We start from the raw sequence: 14708 nt of genomic DNA on the forward strand, positions 1-14708 counted from the left end.
TCGCACGGCCGTTGCCGTCATCACTATTGCAGCCGCGGACATCGGCACCGCAACGGCCGGTGTATAATCGCCGAATTCATTATCGGCTTCCCTCATCCGCATGTCTTCGCTCAAAGTCCTGCTCTGCCTGCTACTCGTTTTCGTCGCCCACGGCTCCATCGCTTGGTATCGCAACCAACCGCAAGCGGCCGGCCCGGACGTGCCGTCCGGCAAATTGCGCAGCCTGTCGTTTGCGCCTTACCACGCCGGCTTTAGCCCGATCGCCCAAAAATTTCCGTTGCCGGAGCATATCGACACCGACGCCCGGCTGATCGCCGACAAAACGTACACCATTCGCACCTATTCCGTGCGCGGCGGCATGCAACCGACACCGGAATACGCCCGCCAATACGGTTTAAATATGATGATGGGCGCCTGGCTCGGCGACGGCCACCCGGAAAACAAAGTCGAAATCCAGAGCCTGATTCAAGCCGCCAACCAGCACCAGGACGTCGTAACCCGGGTCATCGTCGGTAATGAAGTGTTATTGCGCAAGGACATGGATATCGACACGCTGATCGCTTACATCCGCCAGGTGAAGCAAGCGGTCAAACAACCGGTGACCTATGCCGACGTCTGGTCCAGTTACATGCAATATCCGCAGCTGTTCCAGGAAGTGGATTTCATCACCGTGCATATCCTGCCGTATTGGGAAGACGAACCGGTCGCGATCGAACACGCAGCGGACCACGTCGAAAAAATCGTGCGCCAGATCGAAGAAAAGGCCCGCAGCATGGGCGTCGACAAACCGATTCTGATCGGCGAATCCGGCTGGCCCTCGGTCGGCAGGCAGCGCGGCGCCGCAGTACCCGGCGTGGTCAACTCGGCGCGTTATATCCGCGATTTGATTCAGGTCGCCAACCGCCACGGTTTCGATTACAACATCGTCGAAGCTTTCAACCAGCCCTGGAAAAGCCACAACGAAGGCGTGGTCGGCGCCAATTGGGGCTTACTGGACATAGACCGCGAACCGGTGTTTCCACTGACCGGACCGGTACAAGAAAATCCGGACTGGCTGCAGCAGTTCGGCTGGGGCGCGGCGCTGAGTCTGGCCGCGGCCGGCATCGGCCGGCGGGCTTTACAACATTTGGCCTGGCCGAAGCTAACGGCGTATCTGCTGCTGATCCAGGTATTCAGCGGATGCCTGGTGCATCTGGCCGACTTATCCTGGGAGACCAGTTACAGCGTCTGGCAACAGGCCTACACGCTGATCATGATATGCGGCAATGCGGCACTCGCCGGCCTGCTGCTGATCCAGGTTTACGCCGCAGTAACCGAGCGAGCCGTTCCGGCACCCTGCCGCGCAGCGCTGCAAACCGGGTACTTGCTGTTCATGGCGTTGGCCGTCGCAAAAACCTATCTACTGGCGTTCGACGGCCGCTATTTGAGTTTTCCGGTCGAGCAATTCACGATTCCGGCCGTGGGGATCGCTGCGCTAGCCGTATGCCGCCGGCTAGGCGACTTGACGACGAATAGCCGGGCCCAGGCCGGCAAATACAGCGGCCGCCTGGCATTTTTGTTGGGCTTGGGCATATTCGGCGTGGTCGCCGGCGAAACCTATTCTTTCATGTCGGCCTACGACTTTATCCAGGCCCACCCCAGCATCGGCGAGGGCCTGCCGGTCGCGCTAGGCTATACCTTGCAGAACCGGCAATTGCTGGCTTGGCTGGTCTGCATCCTGATTCTGGCGCTACCGTACTGGCCGAAACCGAGCGGCAAGCCGCAGCCAGCCGGCGATGCCCGCATTAGCGGAGAACCACAATGAAAGCCTCCTCCGCGACCCGATTCAAATGCGCTGCCGTGTTTTTAGTGTTCATGATTTTTAGCGTCGGACCGATTCCGATCACCAGCACACTGGGCTTATACGTGGTTATTTTCCGGCCGCGCTGGTTTAAAGAACTGGTTAACCGCGTCTACGCCGACGATTAATTGGCCGCCCGGATTCCGTGTTATCCCAGCTCCGGCAAGTCTAAGCGGTTTACCCGGCCGGATTTATCCATTATCGTTAGCTACCGGGCCTAATCGCCCACATCCAGCCATCACAACCCAGGAAAATTATTATGGAACGTCGCGATTTTATTAAATTCAGCGCGGCCGGCGCGGTAGCCGGCCTGGCCCTTCCCCACGCTGCTTCGGCGGCAGCCGGCGCGGTACCGACACCGCCGGGGGACCTGTTCTACACCAAGGACGCTCAGGGCCGCTGGGCCGGAAAGGCTGCCACCCACTTGCCGGTGATCGAGGCGACCAAAGACGGCGGCAAAATCAGCATAAAAGTCACCACCCCGCACGAAATGAAAGGATACGAGCATTACATCGTCAAACACGTGCTGCTGGACAAGGACTACAAATTCCTGGCCGAACACATGTTGGACCCAAGTAAAGACCCGGTGCCGGTTTCGACCTTTAGTTTGGACGGCTATGTCGGCACGCTTTACGCCCTGAGTTTGTGCAACAAGCACGATTTGTGGATCAGCAGCGCCGAGATTGCCTGATTCCTGCGCCCCCGGATCGGGGAAAGTATCCGGGGGCCTATTGCCGCAGTTAAACAGCCTGCCGGCGCAGTCGCCTAGCCCCACCCCTTCAAGTCACCCCCGGAGATTTGGGAGAGCGGCATGATTGCTCTCCCCTCAGCGCCTACTCAAGTTTGGTCTCCAACTCGTTAAACCGGTTATTCGGCCAATCCGTATCTTGCATCGCGACCATCGTTTCCGGGTCGAACCGAAGCAAAAAGACGGCGGGCGAAACTCAACAGGTCGTCGATCGCGGTGTAGGCTACCGGAATCACCACCAGACTCAACGCGGTCGATGTCAGCAAGCCGCCGATCACGGTAATCGCCATCGGTGCCCGGAAACTCGGGTCCGCGCCCAGGCCGAGCGCGATCGGCAGCATGCCGGCGCCCATCGCGATCGTCGTCATCAGGATCGGTTGCACCCGCTTGCGGCAACTGTCGATCACCGCGTCCAGCCGGCTCAGGCCGTGCTCCCGGCGGGCAATCATCGCGTATTCGACCAGCAGGATCGAGTTTTTGGTGACGACGCCCATCAGCATCAACAGCCCGATCACACTCGGCATCGCGAAGCTGCCGCCGGTCATCAGCAAGGCCAGAAAAGCCCCGCCCAGGGATAAGGGCAGCGCGCCGAGAATGGTCACCGGCTGGCTGAAGTCGCCGAACAACAATACCAGCACCACGTAAATGCACAACACGCCAATGGCCATCGCCCCGCCGAAACTGCCGAACAACTCGTTCATCCGTTGCGCATCGCCCGATTCTATCGTGCGCACGCCGGCCGGCAGATTTTGCAGCGTCGGCAATTGCATGGCCTCGGCCAACACGTCGCCGACCGCCCGCTCGCCCAACTCGATGTCGAAGGTGGTATTGCGCATCCGGTCCAGCCGGTCGATTTGCTGCAAGCCGCCGGCCAGGCGAATATCGGCCAGGGTGGCCAAACTGACGCTGCCGCCGCGTCCGGCCACCCGCAGTTGGCCGATTTCGTCCAGACTCCGGCGGACGGATTCGGCCAGCCGCACCCGAATCGGAATTTGCCGTTGCGGCAGATTCAGCTTGGCCATCACGTTCGAGTAATCGCCGTAACTGGCGACCCTCACCACGTCGGCCAAGGCCTCGACCGTGACGCCCAATTCGGCGGCCTTGCCGAAATCCGGAGTGATTTGAATCTCCGGGCGTTGCAGGCTGGCGCTGGAGGTAATGTTCCCGAGACCGCGCAGTTGGCGCAACTCAAGCTCGACCGCATCGGCGGCCCGGCGCAAGGCTTGCGGATCGTCGCTGGCCAGCGTCAATTGCAATTTCTCGCCGCTGCCGCCGGCACCGACGGCCACCCGCACGCCGGGCAGATCGGCCAATTTCTCGCGAATCGCCGCCTCGACCGCCGCTTGTTTATACGGGCGCTCGGCGCGGTCGCGCAGACTCAAGGTCAAGGTGGCCTTGCGCACTTCGTAGTTGGTGGTCGCGGCATCCGCGCCGCCGCCACCGCTACTGGAGACGCCGGCCGCGGTGAACACCTGGGTGACGTCGGGCAATTCGCGCAAGCGGCGTTCGGCCTCGACGGCGATGCGCCGGGTTTGCGCCAGCGAACTGCCCGGCGGCAATTCCAACGCAACCTTGGTTTGACTGTTATCCGCCGCCGGCACGAACCCCTTGGGCAACAAGGGCATCAAGCTCAAGGAACCCACCACGAACACCACCACGCCGACGCCGACCGTGATTCGATGGCTCAGACACCACTCGACCGCCCGCAGATAAATGCGCATCACCGCGCTGTCGCCGCTATCGCGTTCCGGATGCGGCTTCAGTAAATAGGCCGCCATCATCGGCGTCAGCAAGCGCGCCACCAACAACGACGCCAGTACCGCGGCGGCGGCGGTCACGCCGAATTGGCGAAAGAATTTGCCCGCTACGCCGCCCATGAACGCGGTCGGCAAGAACACCGCGACCAAGGTAAACGTGGTGGCGATCACCGCGAAGCCGATTTCGTCGGCGGCGTCCATCGCCGCTTGCAACGGCGTCTTGCCCATCCGCAAGTGGCGGACGATGTTTTCGATTTCGACGATGGCGTCGTCCACCAAAATCCCCACCACCAAGGCCAGGGCCAACAGCGACAGAATGTTCAGGCTGAAGCCGAAATACCACATCGCCGCGAAGGTCGGCAAAATCGACAAGGGCAAGGCGACCGCCGCGACCAGAGTCGCCCGCCAATCCCGCAAAAACCACCAGACCACAATGACAGCCAGGAAGGCGCCTTCGTAGAGCAAATGCATAGAGCCGGTAAAGTTGTCTTCGACCGGCTGCACGGTGTCGAAGGCCTCGCGGATTTGCACTTGCGGATGCGCGGCGGCAAACTCGGCCAGCGCCGCGCGCACCGCTTCGGCCACGGTGACTTCGCTGGTGCCTTTGTTGCGGACGATGTCGAAGCCGATCACCGGCCGGCCGTCCAAGGTCGCGTAGGTGGAACGCTCGGCGATGGTGTCGCTGATGTCGGCGATTTGGTCCAGTTTGATGTGGCTGCCGTTGGCCAGCGGAATGTCCAGGTTGCGCAGCTCGCCGGCCGTCGCCACCCTGCCCAGGGTGCGCACCGCTTGCACGCCGCCGCCGATGTCGCCGCGGCCGCCGGACGCGTCCTGCTGTACTTTTTTCAGTTGCGTCGCCACCTCGCTGACCAGCGCGCCCAAGCCCGCCATCCGCACCGGGTCCAGGTCAACGTGCACCTCGCGATCGACGCCGCCGGTGCGGGTGACCTTGCCGACGCCGGTCACCGCCAACAAGCGCTTGCTGATGTCGTTATCGACGAACCACGACAAGGCCGCTTCGTCCATGTTTTCGGCGCTGACCACGTAGGTCAAAATCGCGCCGCCGGCGGTCGTGGTCTTAGAGACGATGGGCGCCGCCATCGCCGACGGCAATTCCGAGCGGGCACCGTCCACCGCGTTGCGCACCTGATTCAGCGCCTCCTCGGAATTTTTATCGATGTTGAACTCGACCTTGATCGAAACCGAACCGTCGGTGATCGTGGTGCGCACGTGCTCGACGCCGCCGATCGCGGCGATCTTGTCTTCGATCTTGCGCGCCACTTCGGTTTCCAATTGCGCCGGCGCCGCGCCTTCCAGAGTAGCGGCGACGGTGATGGTCGGCACTTCGATGTCCGGAAAGTTTTGTTTGCCTAATTGCTTGAGACCCATGCCGCCCAAAATCGATAACACCACGAACAACAATATACTGGGCACCGGCGTACGGATGGCCCATGCGGAAAAATTCATGATTTTACTCCCGCGCCCGAAACCGCTCGACCCGGCGCTTGGGCGCTGATAAATGGTGATGCGTTCGGCATCGTGGTTGAAAAAGCTGCCGTTGGCAGGTGCCCGCCGGCGCTTTAACCGACGGATGGCTTAGACCCGGTTTAGATCTTGGGCGTAACGTTGACGATGTCGCCGTCCTTTAAAAATGCGCCGCCGCCGGCAACCAAATGGGCATCGCCGGCAATGCCCTCGCGGATTTCCACCCAGTCGCCGACCCGGCGGCCGGTCACCACGTTGCGCTGTATCACCGTTTGAGTCCCGGTGGCGACCGAGGATTCGGCGACTTCGAACAAATAATCGCGGCCATCCCGCAACACCAGCGCGGTCTGCGGCACGACCAAGGCAGCCTGTTCGCCGACGGCGATGCTGCCTTGCAAATACATGCCCGGTTTGGCGGCGGCATTGGGAATATCGACGTAAACCAGCGCGTTGCGGGTAGCGTCGTCCACGGTTGGCGCGGTCATCCGCACAGTGCCGCTCACCCGGCCGCCGTCCGCCAAGCTCAATTCAACGGTTTGGCCGGGCCGAATTTGGGCGAGCTGCTGGGCGTTGACCTCGGCCCGCCACTCAACCCGTCCCTGCCGCACCAGCCGGAACAACTCGGTGCCCGCCGTCACCACATCGCCCAGGCCGGCGCTACGCGCCGAAATCACGCCATCATCCGAGGCAACGATGTGGGTCTGGCGCAAGCGAATGCGCTGGTTTTCCAACTCGGCTTCCGCCAAGGCCAGATCGGCGCGGGCGGTTTGTTCGGCGATCACGTATTCGTCGATTTTCTGCGACGATAGCGCGCCGCTGTCTTGAATTTCGCGGGCGCGGGCGGCGTCGGCGCGGGCCTTGGCCAAATTCGCCCGGCTTTTATCGACACTGGCTTGTTGCTTGTGCAGTTCGGCAACGACGGTGTCGTCGGCCAACACCGCCAAATCCTGGCCGCGCTTGACCCGGTCGCCAACATCGACCAAGACTTGTTTGATGCGCAAACTGCCGATTTCGGCGCCGATTTTGGCTTCCTGCCAAGCCGCTACCGCGCCGTTGACCTTGATCGTGGTCGGCCAGTCTTGCCGGCTCGGCGTCAGCGTTTCCACTGCCAGCACCGCCTTGGTTTTGGCGGCAACCTCAGCCGGCGCCGGTTTGACGGCGAATGCCAGCACGGCGATGCTCAGGCCGGCCAGCGTCAGGCCGACAAACCAGGTTTTAAGGTGTAGCGTTTGCCGTATCTTCATAATTGTTCCTCGTGCCGGGCGTCGCCGACGCTCATTTGCGTATCCTGGGCGCGCCATCCGCCACCCAGAGCCTTGTAAAGTGCGATCCAGTACTGCACGCGATTTTGTTGTTGAGTGATAAGGCTGATTTCCTGCGCGATCATCTGCCCGCGCGCATCTTCCAACGACAGCAGACTCAAGCCGCCGGCCCGCCAGTTCTGCTCGGACGCTTGAAAATACCGACGATATTGTTCGGCGCTACGGGCTTCGACGCTTTCGCGTTGCTCGGCGCCGCTCAGATTGACCAAGGCTTGCTCGACCTCCTTGACCGCGTCGCGAATGTCGCTCCGGTACGTGGCCAGCGCGCCGGCATAGGCGGCTTCGGCGCTATCGACCTTGGAGCGTAATTCGCCGCCGTCGAAGATCGGCAAGGTCACGGTCGGGCCGATCGACCAGGTGTTGCTGCTCAGGGTCAAGCCGGTGGTTTCGGTTTTGCGCTTGCCGATCGAACCGGTCAGGCTGACGCTGGGATAGCGCTTGGCGACCGCGTTGCCGATGTCGGCGCTGGCCGCCGCCAGCTTGCGCTCGTCGGCTGCCAGATCAGGACGTTGCGTCAACAGATCGGCCGGCACGCTATCCACCCGGAATTGAGTCGGGACCGGTAGGCCGCTGCCACTGCCCAACCAAGCGCGCAACTCGGTCTCGGCCAGGCCGGTCAACGCCACCAAGGCTTTAACCGTGTTGTCGCACTCGACGCGTTGGGCGATCAGACTGGATTCGCTGGCGTGCAGGCTGGCCTCGGCCAAGACCGCGTCGGCCGGTGACGAAAAGCCTGCATGAGCCAGAGTGCCGGTCAGGCGGGCAGTATCCTGCTTTGAGTCAATTGCGTTTTGATAGGCCGCCGCGGTCAGTTGGCAGGCCCGGTAACTGACGTAATCGCTCGCCACTTCCGCCGCCAAACTCACTTTAGCGTTGTGCAATGCCAATTCAGCCGCATCCAGCCGGGCCTGCTCGGCTTGGCGACCGAAGGCGAATTTGCCGAACAAATCCAGTTCCCAACTGGCATCCAGACTGCCGGACAGAAGTTGGGTAATCCCGCTGTTGAACCCAGTGCCGATAGCACCGCTGGCTTGGCCGTTGATACCGTTGGACGTGCCGCCCTTGGAACGACTGAACGCGCCATTTGCCGTCAGGCCGGGCATGCCGCCCGCCTCCGCCCCGGCCAGACTGGCTCGCGCCGAAGCGATGCTCGCTACGGCTTGATCCAGCGTCGGATTATCCTGTTCGGCGGCCTGTAGCAAGCGGGTCAACACCGGATCGTTGAACTGGCGCCACCAGTCCAGCCGTTCCGCCGCGCCGTCGGCCTCGGTGCGTCGAACTTGCCATTGCGCCGGCGTGTCGACGGCCGGTCGAACGTAATCGGGAAACACGCTGCAGCCGGCCAGCGCGCCGCCGGCCAGTATGGTCATGATCGCGGCCTTCATGACGGCCTCCGGCCGGCGATACCGTATAAAAACACCTGCACTACGAATTCGACGTGGGCGCGAGCATCCCAATCTGTTTCCAGAATGCCGAACAAGGCTTTGTTTCGCGGCTCGGCAATCAACATTTCCAAAAACAGGGCCGCCGCCGGCTCGAACTCCGCTACCGACAGTGCGGTTTCCGCGGCGTGCCGGTGCAGGTAAGCGGCGATCATCTCTTGAATGCGCTTGGGACCGGTGTTCTTGATCAAATCGCTCAGTTCCGGAAACCGGCAGGCTTCGGCGACGCCCATCCGGTAAAACGAGATCATATCGGGCTGCATGACTTTGCCCAGCAGCTTTTCGCCGAGCGCGATCAGGCCGTCGCGGCACGACAGATGCTCCAAATTTTCGATACCTTGCATTTCGGAAATGTCGGTTTCGACCAGCCTATCCACCGACGCCAGCATTAATTCCGCCTTGTTTTTATAGCGTTCGTAAATGGTCCGTGTCGAAACCCCGGCCGCCACCGCGATTTTGGCGATGCTGGCGGCGGCATAGCCCTCGCGCATGAACAACACCAGTGCCTGATCCAGCAAATGATCGTTGCGCTCGGCTTCGGTACCGGCTTTCGGCCTACCCACTTTAGGTTTGTTCGTCGTTTCCGCTGCCATCGTCTGCTCCGGTAAATAAAAATGAAACGTTTCGTTTTTATTATTTCCGAACAAACTCTATTTGGCAAGCACCGCATCGAAATATTTATCGCTGTTTCCGAACCTTATGCAATGGAACGGTGGCTAATCGGCTTTAGCGATGAATCCGGAAAGCATTGCGGAGGGAGGAAGGTGCGAAGCTCATGCGCAGGAAGGCCTATTGGAGAAGCAAGCGCTGATTTCTGAGCAGCAAAAACACGGGCGATTTTTTACCTGAAAAACTCGAACGGCTCAGGTGGCACAAATCCGGAGCAAAACGCCCCTACGCCAAACGATTTGCCGACTCTGATTTGCCATCTGGTGGTCAGCGCAGGCCCGGTGCGATGGACCTTGATCGGTAAAACAGTAAGGCCGGATATCTACAACCGGACTGAAAATTAACTCAAGGGCTTGAGGTTGGCGCGACCCGGAGCGGCCGCAATAGCGATATCGTCAGTATCGTCTTTCAACGCCACGCCGGACAGTTGCCGCTGTAAGGCTTGGCAGCTCAGATACGCCAATTTGGCCGCCGCCGCGGTGTAGCTCATGCCTGCGGGTGGGCGAATATTGGAAAGACAATTGCGTTCGGCGTCGGTGCGACCCGGTTGCGGGGCGTAGGTCAAGTAAATGCCCAGACTGTCCGCCGCACTCAGGCCGGGCCGTTCGCCGACGAGAATCACCGCCAGTTTCGCCCCCAGCAAAGCGCCGATTTCGTCGGCGACCGCGACCCGCGCGTCCGGCACCAGGCAAATCGGACCCAGGCTCAGCGAACACTTGGCGTAAGCTGCGACTATCGCCGCCAATAGCGCTAGGCCGTGCTGTTCGACGGCGGCTGAGGACAAGCCGTTGGTTACGACCAGCGCCACATCGGCGGCCGGCAAGTCCAGTTTTTGCAAACGGTCGCGGCTAGTTTGATCCAGGACGCGGCCGAGATCGGGCCGCTGCAGATAATGCTGCCGACTGTGGATCGGCGTTGCCAAGCGCAAGGTTTGCCAACCGTTTGCCGCCAGCGCCTCGGCAAAATCGCCGACTTGCCAGGGCTGATGCACTGCGTCCCGCGCCAGCGCGTGGGCCAGTTGGAATTCAAGCTGCGCCGCAGTCGGCGTGGCGCAGCCGGCCCGGCCCTGGCCGATGCGGGCCTGAGTGTAACGCCGGAGTTCGAACCAGGGGTCGGGCGCGGACATTATTCGAGCAAGGCCGCGAACCGGCTCAACAACGGGGCTTTGGCACGCAAGTCCGACAGACGGTTCTCGCCGTCGAAAATGCCCATCCGCTCCAGCCAGGCTTCGAATTCCGGCGCCGGCCGCAAGCCCAGCACTTGGCGCAGATATAAGGCATCGTGAAACGAGGTGCTCTGGTAAGCCAGCATCACGTCGTCGGCGCCGGGTATGCCCATGATGAAATTGCAGCCAGCGACGCCGAGCAGGGTCAATAAGTTGTCCATATCGTTCTGGTCGGCTTCGGCGTGGTTGGTGTAGCACACGTCGCAGCCCATCGGCAGGCCGAGCAATTTGCCGCAGAAGTGGTCTTCCAAGCCGGCGCGGATAATTTGTTTGCCGTCGTACAGATATTCCGGGCCGATGAAGCCGACCACGGTATTGACCAGCAACGGCGCGAACTCGCGCGCCACGGCATAAGCCCGCGCCTCGCAGGTTTGGGCGTCGACACCGTGATGGGCGTTAGCGGACAACGCGCTGCCTTGGCCGGTTTCGAAATACATCACCTGATTGCCGACATCGCCCCGGTTCAGCGCTTCGGCCATCGCTTTGGCCTCACCCAACAGCGCCAGATCGATACCGAAACTACGGTTGGCCGCTTCGGTGCCGGCGATGGATTGGAACACCAGGTCGACGGCTGCACCGCGTTGCATCAACTCCATTGCCGTCGTCACGTGGCACAGTACGCAGGACTGGGTCGGAATTTGGTAACGGCCGATTGCGTCGTCGAGCAATTCCAGTAAGGTGCGCACGTTGTGCAGATTGTCGGTGGCCGGATTGATGCCGATCACCGCGTCGCCGCTGCCGTACAGCAAACCGTCGATGATGCTGGCGGCGATGCCGCGCGGGTCGTCGGTCTGGTGGTTGGGTTGCAAGCGGGTCGATAGGCGCCCGGCCAAACCCAGCGTGTTGCGAAACCGGCTGACCACGCGAAGGCGGCGCGCTACCGCGATCAAATCCTGATTGCGCATGATCTTGCTGACCGCCGCCACCATTTCCGGCGTCAAGCCGGCGGCCAAAGCCGTCAGGTCGCCGGTATCGGCCAACAGCCAGTCGCGGAATTCGCCGACCGACAACGCCGCCACCGGTGCAAAGGCCGCCGGATCGTGACGTTCCAGAATCAATCGGCTGACCTCGTCGCGTTCCGGCGGAATCAAGGGTTGCTCCAGAAATTCGCGCAACGGCACATCGGCCAGAATTTGCTGGGCGACGGCACGCTCGAATTCCGATTCTGCCGCCAATCCGGCCAATTCGTCGGCCGCCCGTCTGGGCGAGGCCTTGGCCATCAAGGTACGCAGATCGGCGAAACGGACGCTTCTGCCGTGTACGGTTGCCGAGTATTGCATGGTCGAGCGGCCGCGGCCGGAAGTTGAAGATACCGATCGAGGATACGTCGGCCAGATGACCGATTTATGACAGCGGCCATTTCCGGCATGCTGCCAACGCTAACAAATTTGTAATATTTCCCGATTAAACTGAAATAAGATTCGGCCCGGCAGTCGGGCCGGCTTACTTGACCACTTCCGGATTTATTCGATGACTGACACCAACACCACTTCTCCAACCCTGACCATAGGCGACAAAACCCACCCGATCGACAGCCTTAGCGAGCTTGCCAAAGCGCAACTGGCCAATCTGCAAATCGTCGACGCCGAGATTCAGCGGCTGCAACAACAATTGGGCATAGCCCAGGTCGCGCGGGAAACCTTTCTGACCACGCTGCAAACCGAATTCGCCAAATTGGGTTAAACCGTTTTCGGCTGGAGCGCCGGTGTTTTCGCTACTGACGCTGAATCTGCATACCTACCAGCAACACTCCCGCCACAACTGCTTCGAAACCATGCACCTGCACGAACGCGAGGTGCACATCATCGCCGAAGCCGTTGCCCAACAAGGCATAGACGCGATCTGCTTTCAGGAAGTCGGCGAATACCGGTACGATCCTATTACTCAGCCTTATGGTGAGGCGCCGTCGAACATGGCATTCCGGATTTGCCGGCGCTTGCGGGAATGGGGGCATTGGTTCCACATCCACCAGGATTGGAGCCATATCGGTTTTCAGCGTTGGCGGGAAGGCACCGCGATCCTCAGCCGCCATCCGCTGCGGCACAACTATTCCGCCTACGTCTCGCACGATTCCGGCAAAGACAATTACATGTCGCGCAATGTCACGCTGAGCTGCATCGACATCCCCCACTTCGGCCTGCTGCACTTGGCCAACGTGCATTTGAGCTGGGCCCACCACGGCTTCCATCAGGAATACGAACGGCTGAAATGGCTGATCGGGTCGCGTTACCATTTCGGCGTCCGCGGCGATTTGATGGTCGGCGATTTCAATGCTCCAGCCGGCGAGCAGGCCTACCATCAAATCGTCGGCAACAGCGAATACGTCGACCAATACCACGAACTGCACCCGCAGCGGTTTTACGAACCGACTTTCCGATGCCAGATCGACGGCTGGCGCCACAGTCCGCCGCGGCGCATCGATTACATCTTCAAACGTAAGGGCCAGCCGTTGCGGGTCCGCGAAATGACGCCGATTTTCAACGACGAGTTTTATCCGGCCGTATCCGACCACTTCGGTTACCTGGCCCGCTTCGAATTGTTTTGAGCCGGAGGCGTTTGGCTTGCGTCAAATAACCGTAACCGGACCTTAACCGTCCTGTCACGGCCGCGCCCTAAAATCGAGGTTTTATTCTCGGCTCCGGACACGTGCCATGACAATCCGTATTCTGATTTTGTTGGCGATGGGCTGGCTGGGTGGCTGTGCGACCAGCGCCGACCGGCACGCGGCATGGCCGGCCAGCTTGCCGGCGCAAGCCGGGTTTGCCGCGTTTTACTTGCAAGACCGCCGCAATGCCGAGCTGCAAAGCCTGGACCAATACCTGGCCTGGGTCGAACGTTTTTACCAGGGCTGGGACCTGTATCCGACCGGCTGGAACCAAATCAGCCGGGATTTGGCCGGCAAAATTACAGACCCCGGCGTCAAACGCGAAATAGAAGCCAAACTGCGCCGATTGGGCATCGCCATCGCCGCGGAATGGGCCAAAGACAATAGCGTGCGCCGCATCACGACCCGGCACGTCGGCATATGGGGTAACGCGTTGCAAAAATCGGCCGAACGCGCCGAAATCCCGAACATCGTCGACCGCGTGCTGGACGACGTCGACAACCTGCTCAACAATCGCATCGCCGCCGACGTCATCACCGAAAACCGATTCTACGCCGAGGAAGACGTGCTAAACGAAATCAATTGAGCACAAGGTATCTCGATTCGCCCGGATTAGGCTGGAAGGTCGAGATGACAAAGATCGGCACCTACCCTCCGGTTTGGCTGGGTTGACGATGGCCGCGAACACGTTATATTGAACGCCCAGGCCTCGAGCCGACTCCCCTCCCGGAAACAAGGCCGGAACCGATGGCAAGAAGCATTCATTTATGCATCCTTACCGCTTTGGCGGCCTGTACTCCGCCCAACGAAACTTCCGCGCCGGCAAGCTCTACCCTGGAAGCCGCGATCGCCGGACACTGGCGCGAGCCGGCCAACGTCGCCCGCGACATCTGGCGGCATCCGGCACAAACTTTAAGCTTTTTTGAAATCTATCCCGATCAAACCGTGATCGAAATCATCCCCGGCGGCGGTTGGTACACCGAAATTCTGGCCCCTTTGCTAAGGGACAACGGCCATTACGTCGCGGCAGTGATCGACCCGGACAGTGCCGTTAACCCAAGTTCGCAGCACTATTACGATCGGCAACTCAAAACCCTGAAAATCAAACTGGCGCGTTTACCCCGCATTTACGGCAGACCGGAAATCCGCCGCTTCGACGAAGGCCACCCCCGATTCGGCCCTCCCGGCTCGGCCGACAGGGTACTGACCTTTCGCAACGTGCATAATTGGCGGGAAAACGGTACTGCAGAAGCGATGTTTCGCGGCTGTTTCGACGTATTGAAGCCCGGCGGCATTTTAGGCGTCGTCGAACATCGGGCCAATCCGGATGCAGCCAACGGCGGCAGCGCCGGTTACACCACGCAAAATCAAGTGATTGTCTGGGCCGAACAGGCCGGATTTGAGCTGGAAGCCGCCAGCGAAATCAACGCCAATCCGGCAGATAGCAAAGACCATGAGAGCGGAGTCTGGAATTTACCGCCCAGCTTCAGCCTCGGCGCGAAAAACCGGGCGAAATACGCCGCCATCGGCGAAAGCGACCGCATGACTTTACGCTTTCGCAAACCGGTAATCGATCAAGCTGAGCGGTAGCCAGCTACTGTTGATCTTAAAAACA

At 60.7% G+C, this 14708-nt stretch carries 14 protein-coding genes; 8 read left to right on the plus strand and 6 right to left on the minus strand.

Translation table 11 applies throughout. From position 1 onward, the window contains the following. Window positions 1–100 precede the first annotated feature (100 nt). The 3 genes from AC0IM9_RS00975 to AC0IM9_RS00985 all read left to right on the plus strand — a co-directional run bounded on the left by AC0IM9_RS00975 (window position 101) and on the right by AC0IM9_RS00985 (window position 2531). Entirely contained in the window at window positions 101–1804 is a 1704-nt protein-coding gene (locus tag AC0IM9_RS00975) for a glycoside hydrolase family 17 protein (protein ID WP_482802729.1), read from the plus strand. Next, entirely contained in the window at window positions 1801–1968 is a 168-nt protein-coding gene (locus AC0IM9_RS00980; RefSeq protein ID WP_186289507.1) for a hypothetical protein, read from the plus strand. Before AC0IM9_RS00975 ends, AC0IM9_RS00980 begins: the two co-directional genes overlap by 4 nt. Before the next feature lie 131 nt (window positions 1969–2099). Further along, window positions 2100–2531, plus strand: coding sequence for a desulfoferrodoxin family protein (locus AC0IM9_RS00985; RefSeq protein ID WP_140911566.1), 432 nt, complete (start codon window positions 2100–2102; stop codon window positions 2529–2531). A gap of 176 nt (window positions 2532–2707) precedes the next feature. Here AC0IM9_RS00985 and AC0IM9_RS00990 read toward each other — a convergent pair whose 3' ends face one another. From AC0IM9_RS00990 to AC0IM9_RS01005, 4 genes are all read right to left on the minus strand, one after another. Further along, complete coding sequence (locus AC0IM9_RS00990) at window positions 2708–5812, minus strand: efflux RND transporter permease subunit (RefSeq protein WP_482802730.1); 3105 nt, start codon at window positions 5810–5812, stop codon at window positions 2708–2710. A gap of 140 nt (window positions 5813–5952) precedes the next feature. After that, window positions 5953–7074, minus strand: a complete 1122-nt coding sequence (locus AC0IM9_RS00995; RefSeq protein WP_445370448.1) for an efflux RND transporter periplasmic adaptor subunit — start codon at window positions 7072–7074, stop codon at window positions 5953–5955. Further along, a complete protein-coding gene (locus tag AC0IM9_RS01000) occupies window positions 7071–8537 on the minus strand; it encodes an efflux transporter outer membrane subunit (RefSeq protein WP_482802731.1) in 1467 nt (488 codons plus the stop codon). Before AC0IM9_RS01000 ends, AC0IM9_RS00995 begins: the two co-directional genes overlap by 4 nt. Continuing rightward, a complete protein-coding gene (locus AC0IM9_RS01005; RefSeq protein WP_445370446.1) occupies window positions 8534–9187 on the minus strand; it encodes a TetR/AcrR family transcriptional regulator in 654 nt (217 codons plus the stop codon). The genes AC0IM9_RS01000 and AC0IM9_RS01005 overlap by 4 nt, the downstream gene beginning before the upstream one ends. Before the next feature lie 21 nt (window positions 9188–9208). On the opposite strand from AC0IM9_RS01005, the gene AC0IM9_RS01010 reads away from it, so the two are divergent. Then, on the plus strand, window positions 9209–9412 hold the full coding sequence (locus AC0IM9_RS01010) for a hypothetical protein (RefSeq protein WP_445370445.1): 204 nt from the start codon (window positions 9209–9211) through the stop codon (window positions 9410–9412). Between the two features lie 191 nt (window positions 9413–9603). Here the strand turns inward: AC0IM9_RS01010 and eutC are convergent, their stop codons facing one another. Both eutC and AC0IM9_RS01020 read right to left on the minus strand, forming a co-directional pair. Then, window positions 9604–10389, minus strand: a complete 786-nt coding sequence (gene eutC, locus AC0IM9_RS01015; RefSeq protein WP_445370444.1) for an ethanolamine ammonia-lyase subunit EutC — start codon at window positions 10387–10389, stop codon at window positions 9604–9606. Further along, entirely contained in the window at window positions 10389–11768 is a 1380-nt protein-coding gene (locus tag AC0IM9_RS01020; RefSeq protein ID WP_445370443.1) for an ethanolamine ammonia-lyase subunit EutB, read from the minus strand. Before AC0IM9_RS01020 ends, eutC begins: the two co-directional genes overlap by 1 nt. Window positions 11769–11958: 190 nt before the next feature. On the opposite strand from AC0IM9_RS01020, the gene AC0IM9_RS01025 reads away from it, so the two are divergent. The 4 genes from AC0IM9_RS01025 (at window position 11959) to AC0IM9_RS01040 (ending at window position 14683) form a co-directional block, all read left to right on the plus strand. Continuing rightward, window positions 11959–12171, plus strand: coding sequence for a DUF6447 family protein (locus AC0IM9_RS01025; RefSeq protein ID WP_140911573.1), 213 nt, complete (start codon window positions 11959–11961; stop codon window positions 12169–12171). A 22-nt stretch (window positions 12172–12193) separates the two neighbouring features. Beyond that, on the plus strand, window positions 12194–13033 hold the full coding sequence (locus AC0IM9_RS01030; RefSeq protein ID WP_482802732.1) for an endonuclease/exonuclease/phosphatase family protein: 840 nt from the start codon (window positions 12194–12196) through the stop codon (window positions 13031–13033). 106 nt (window positions 13034–13139) lie between these two features. Further along, on the plus strand, window positions 13140–13679 hold the full coding sequence (locus AC0IM9_RS01035) for a hypothetical protein (RefSeq protein ID WP_278212147.1): 540 nt from the start codon (window positions 13140–13142) through the stop codon (window positions 13677–13679). A 161-nt stretch (window positions 13680–13840) separates the two neighbouring features. Next, window positions 13841–14683: a class I SAM-dependent methyltransferase gene (locus AC0IM9_RS01040; RefSeq protein WP_482802733.1), complete on the plus strand. Its 843-nt coding sequence runs from the start codon at window positions 13841–13843 to the stop codon at window positions 14681–14683. The last annotated feature ends 25 nt before the right edge of the window (window positions 14684–14708 follow it).

The organism is Methylomonas sp. Uni0011, from assembly GCF_056850255.1.

What these genes read in the sequence shown, in the direction of transcription:
- AC0IM9_RS00990 (WP_482802730.1), bottom strand. Translation starts at nt 5,812, where the DNA reads ATGAATTTTTCCGCATGGGCCATCCGTACGCCGGTGCCCAGTATATTG.
- AC0IM9_RS00985 (WP_140911566.1), top strand. Translation starts at nt 2,100, where the DNA reads ATGGAACGTCGCGATTTTATTAAATTCAGCGCGGCCGGCGCGGTAGCC.
- AC0IM9_RS01010 (WP_445370445.1), top strand. Translation starts at nt 9,209, where the DNA reads ATGAAACGTTTCGTTTTTATTATTTCCGAACAAACTCTATTTGGCAAG.
- AC0IM9_RS01005 (WP_445370446.1), bottom strand. Translation starts at nt 9,187, where the DNA reads ATGGCAGCGGAAACGACGAACAAACCTAAAGTGGGTAGGCCGAAAGCC.
- AC0IM9_RS00980 (WP_186289507.1), top strand. Translation starts at nt 1,801, where the DNA reads ATGAAAGCCTCCTCCGCGACCCGATTCAAATGCGCTGCCGTGTTTTTA.
- AC0IM9_RS01025 (WP_140911573.1), top strand. Translation starts at nt 11,959, where the DNA reads ATGACTGACACCAACACCACTTCTCCAACCCTGACCATAGGCGACAAA.
- AC0IM9_RS01040 (WP_482802733.1), top strand. Translation starts at nt 13,841, where the DNA reads ATGGCAAGAAGCATTCATTTATGCATCCTTACCGCTTTGGCGGCCTGT.
- AC0IM9_RS00975 (WP_482802729.1), top strand. Translation starts at nt 101, where the DNA reads ATGTCTTCGCTCAAAGTCCTGCTCTGCCTGCTACTCGTTTTCGTCGCC.
- AC0IM9_RS00995 (WP_445370448.1), bottom strand. Translation starts at nt 7,074, where the DNA reads ATGAAGATACGGCAAACGCTACACCTTAAAACCTGGTTTGTCGGCCTG.
- eutC (WP_445370444.1), bottom strand. Translation starts at nt 10,389, where the DNA reads ATGTCCGCGCCCGACCCCTGGTTCGAACTCCGGCGTTACACTCAGGCC.
- AC0IM9_RS01035 (WP_278212147.1), top strand. Translation starts at nt 13,140, where the DNA reads ATGACAATCCGTATTCTGATTTTGTTGGCGATGGGCTGGCTGGGTGGC.
- AC0IM9_RS01020 (WP_445370443.1), bottom strand. Translation starts at nt 11,768, where the DNA reads ATGCAATACTCGGCAACCGTACACGGCAGAAGCGTCCGTTTCGCCGAT.
- AC0IM9_RS01000 (WP_482802731.1), bottom strand. Translation starts at nt 8,537, where the DNA reads ATGAAGGCCGCGATCATGACCATACTGGCCGGCGGCGCGCTGGCCGGC.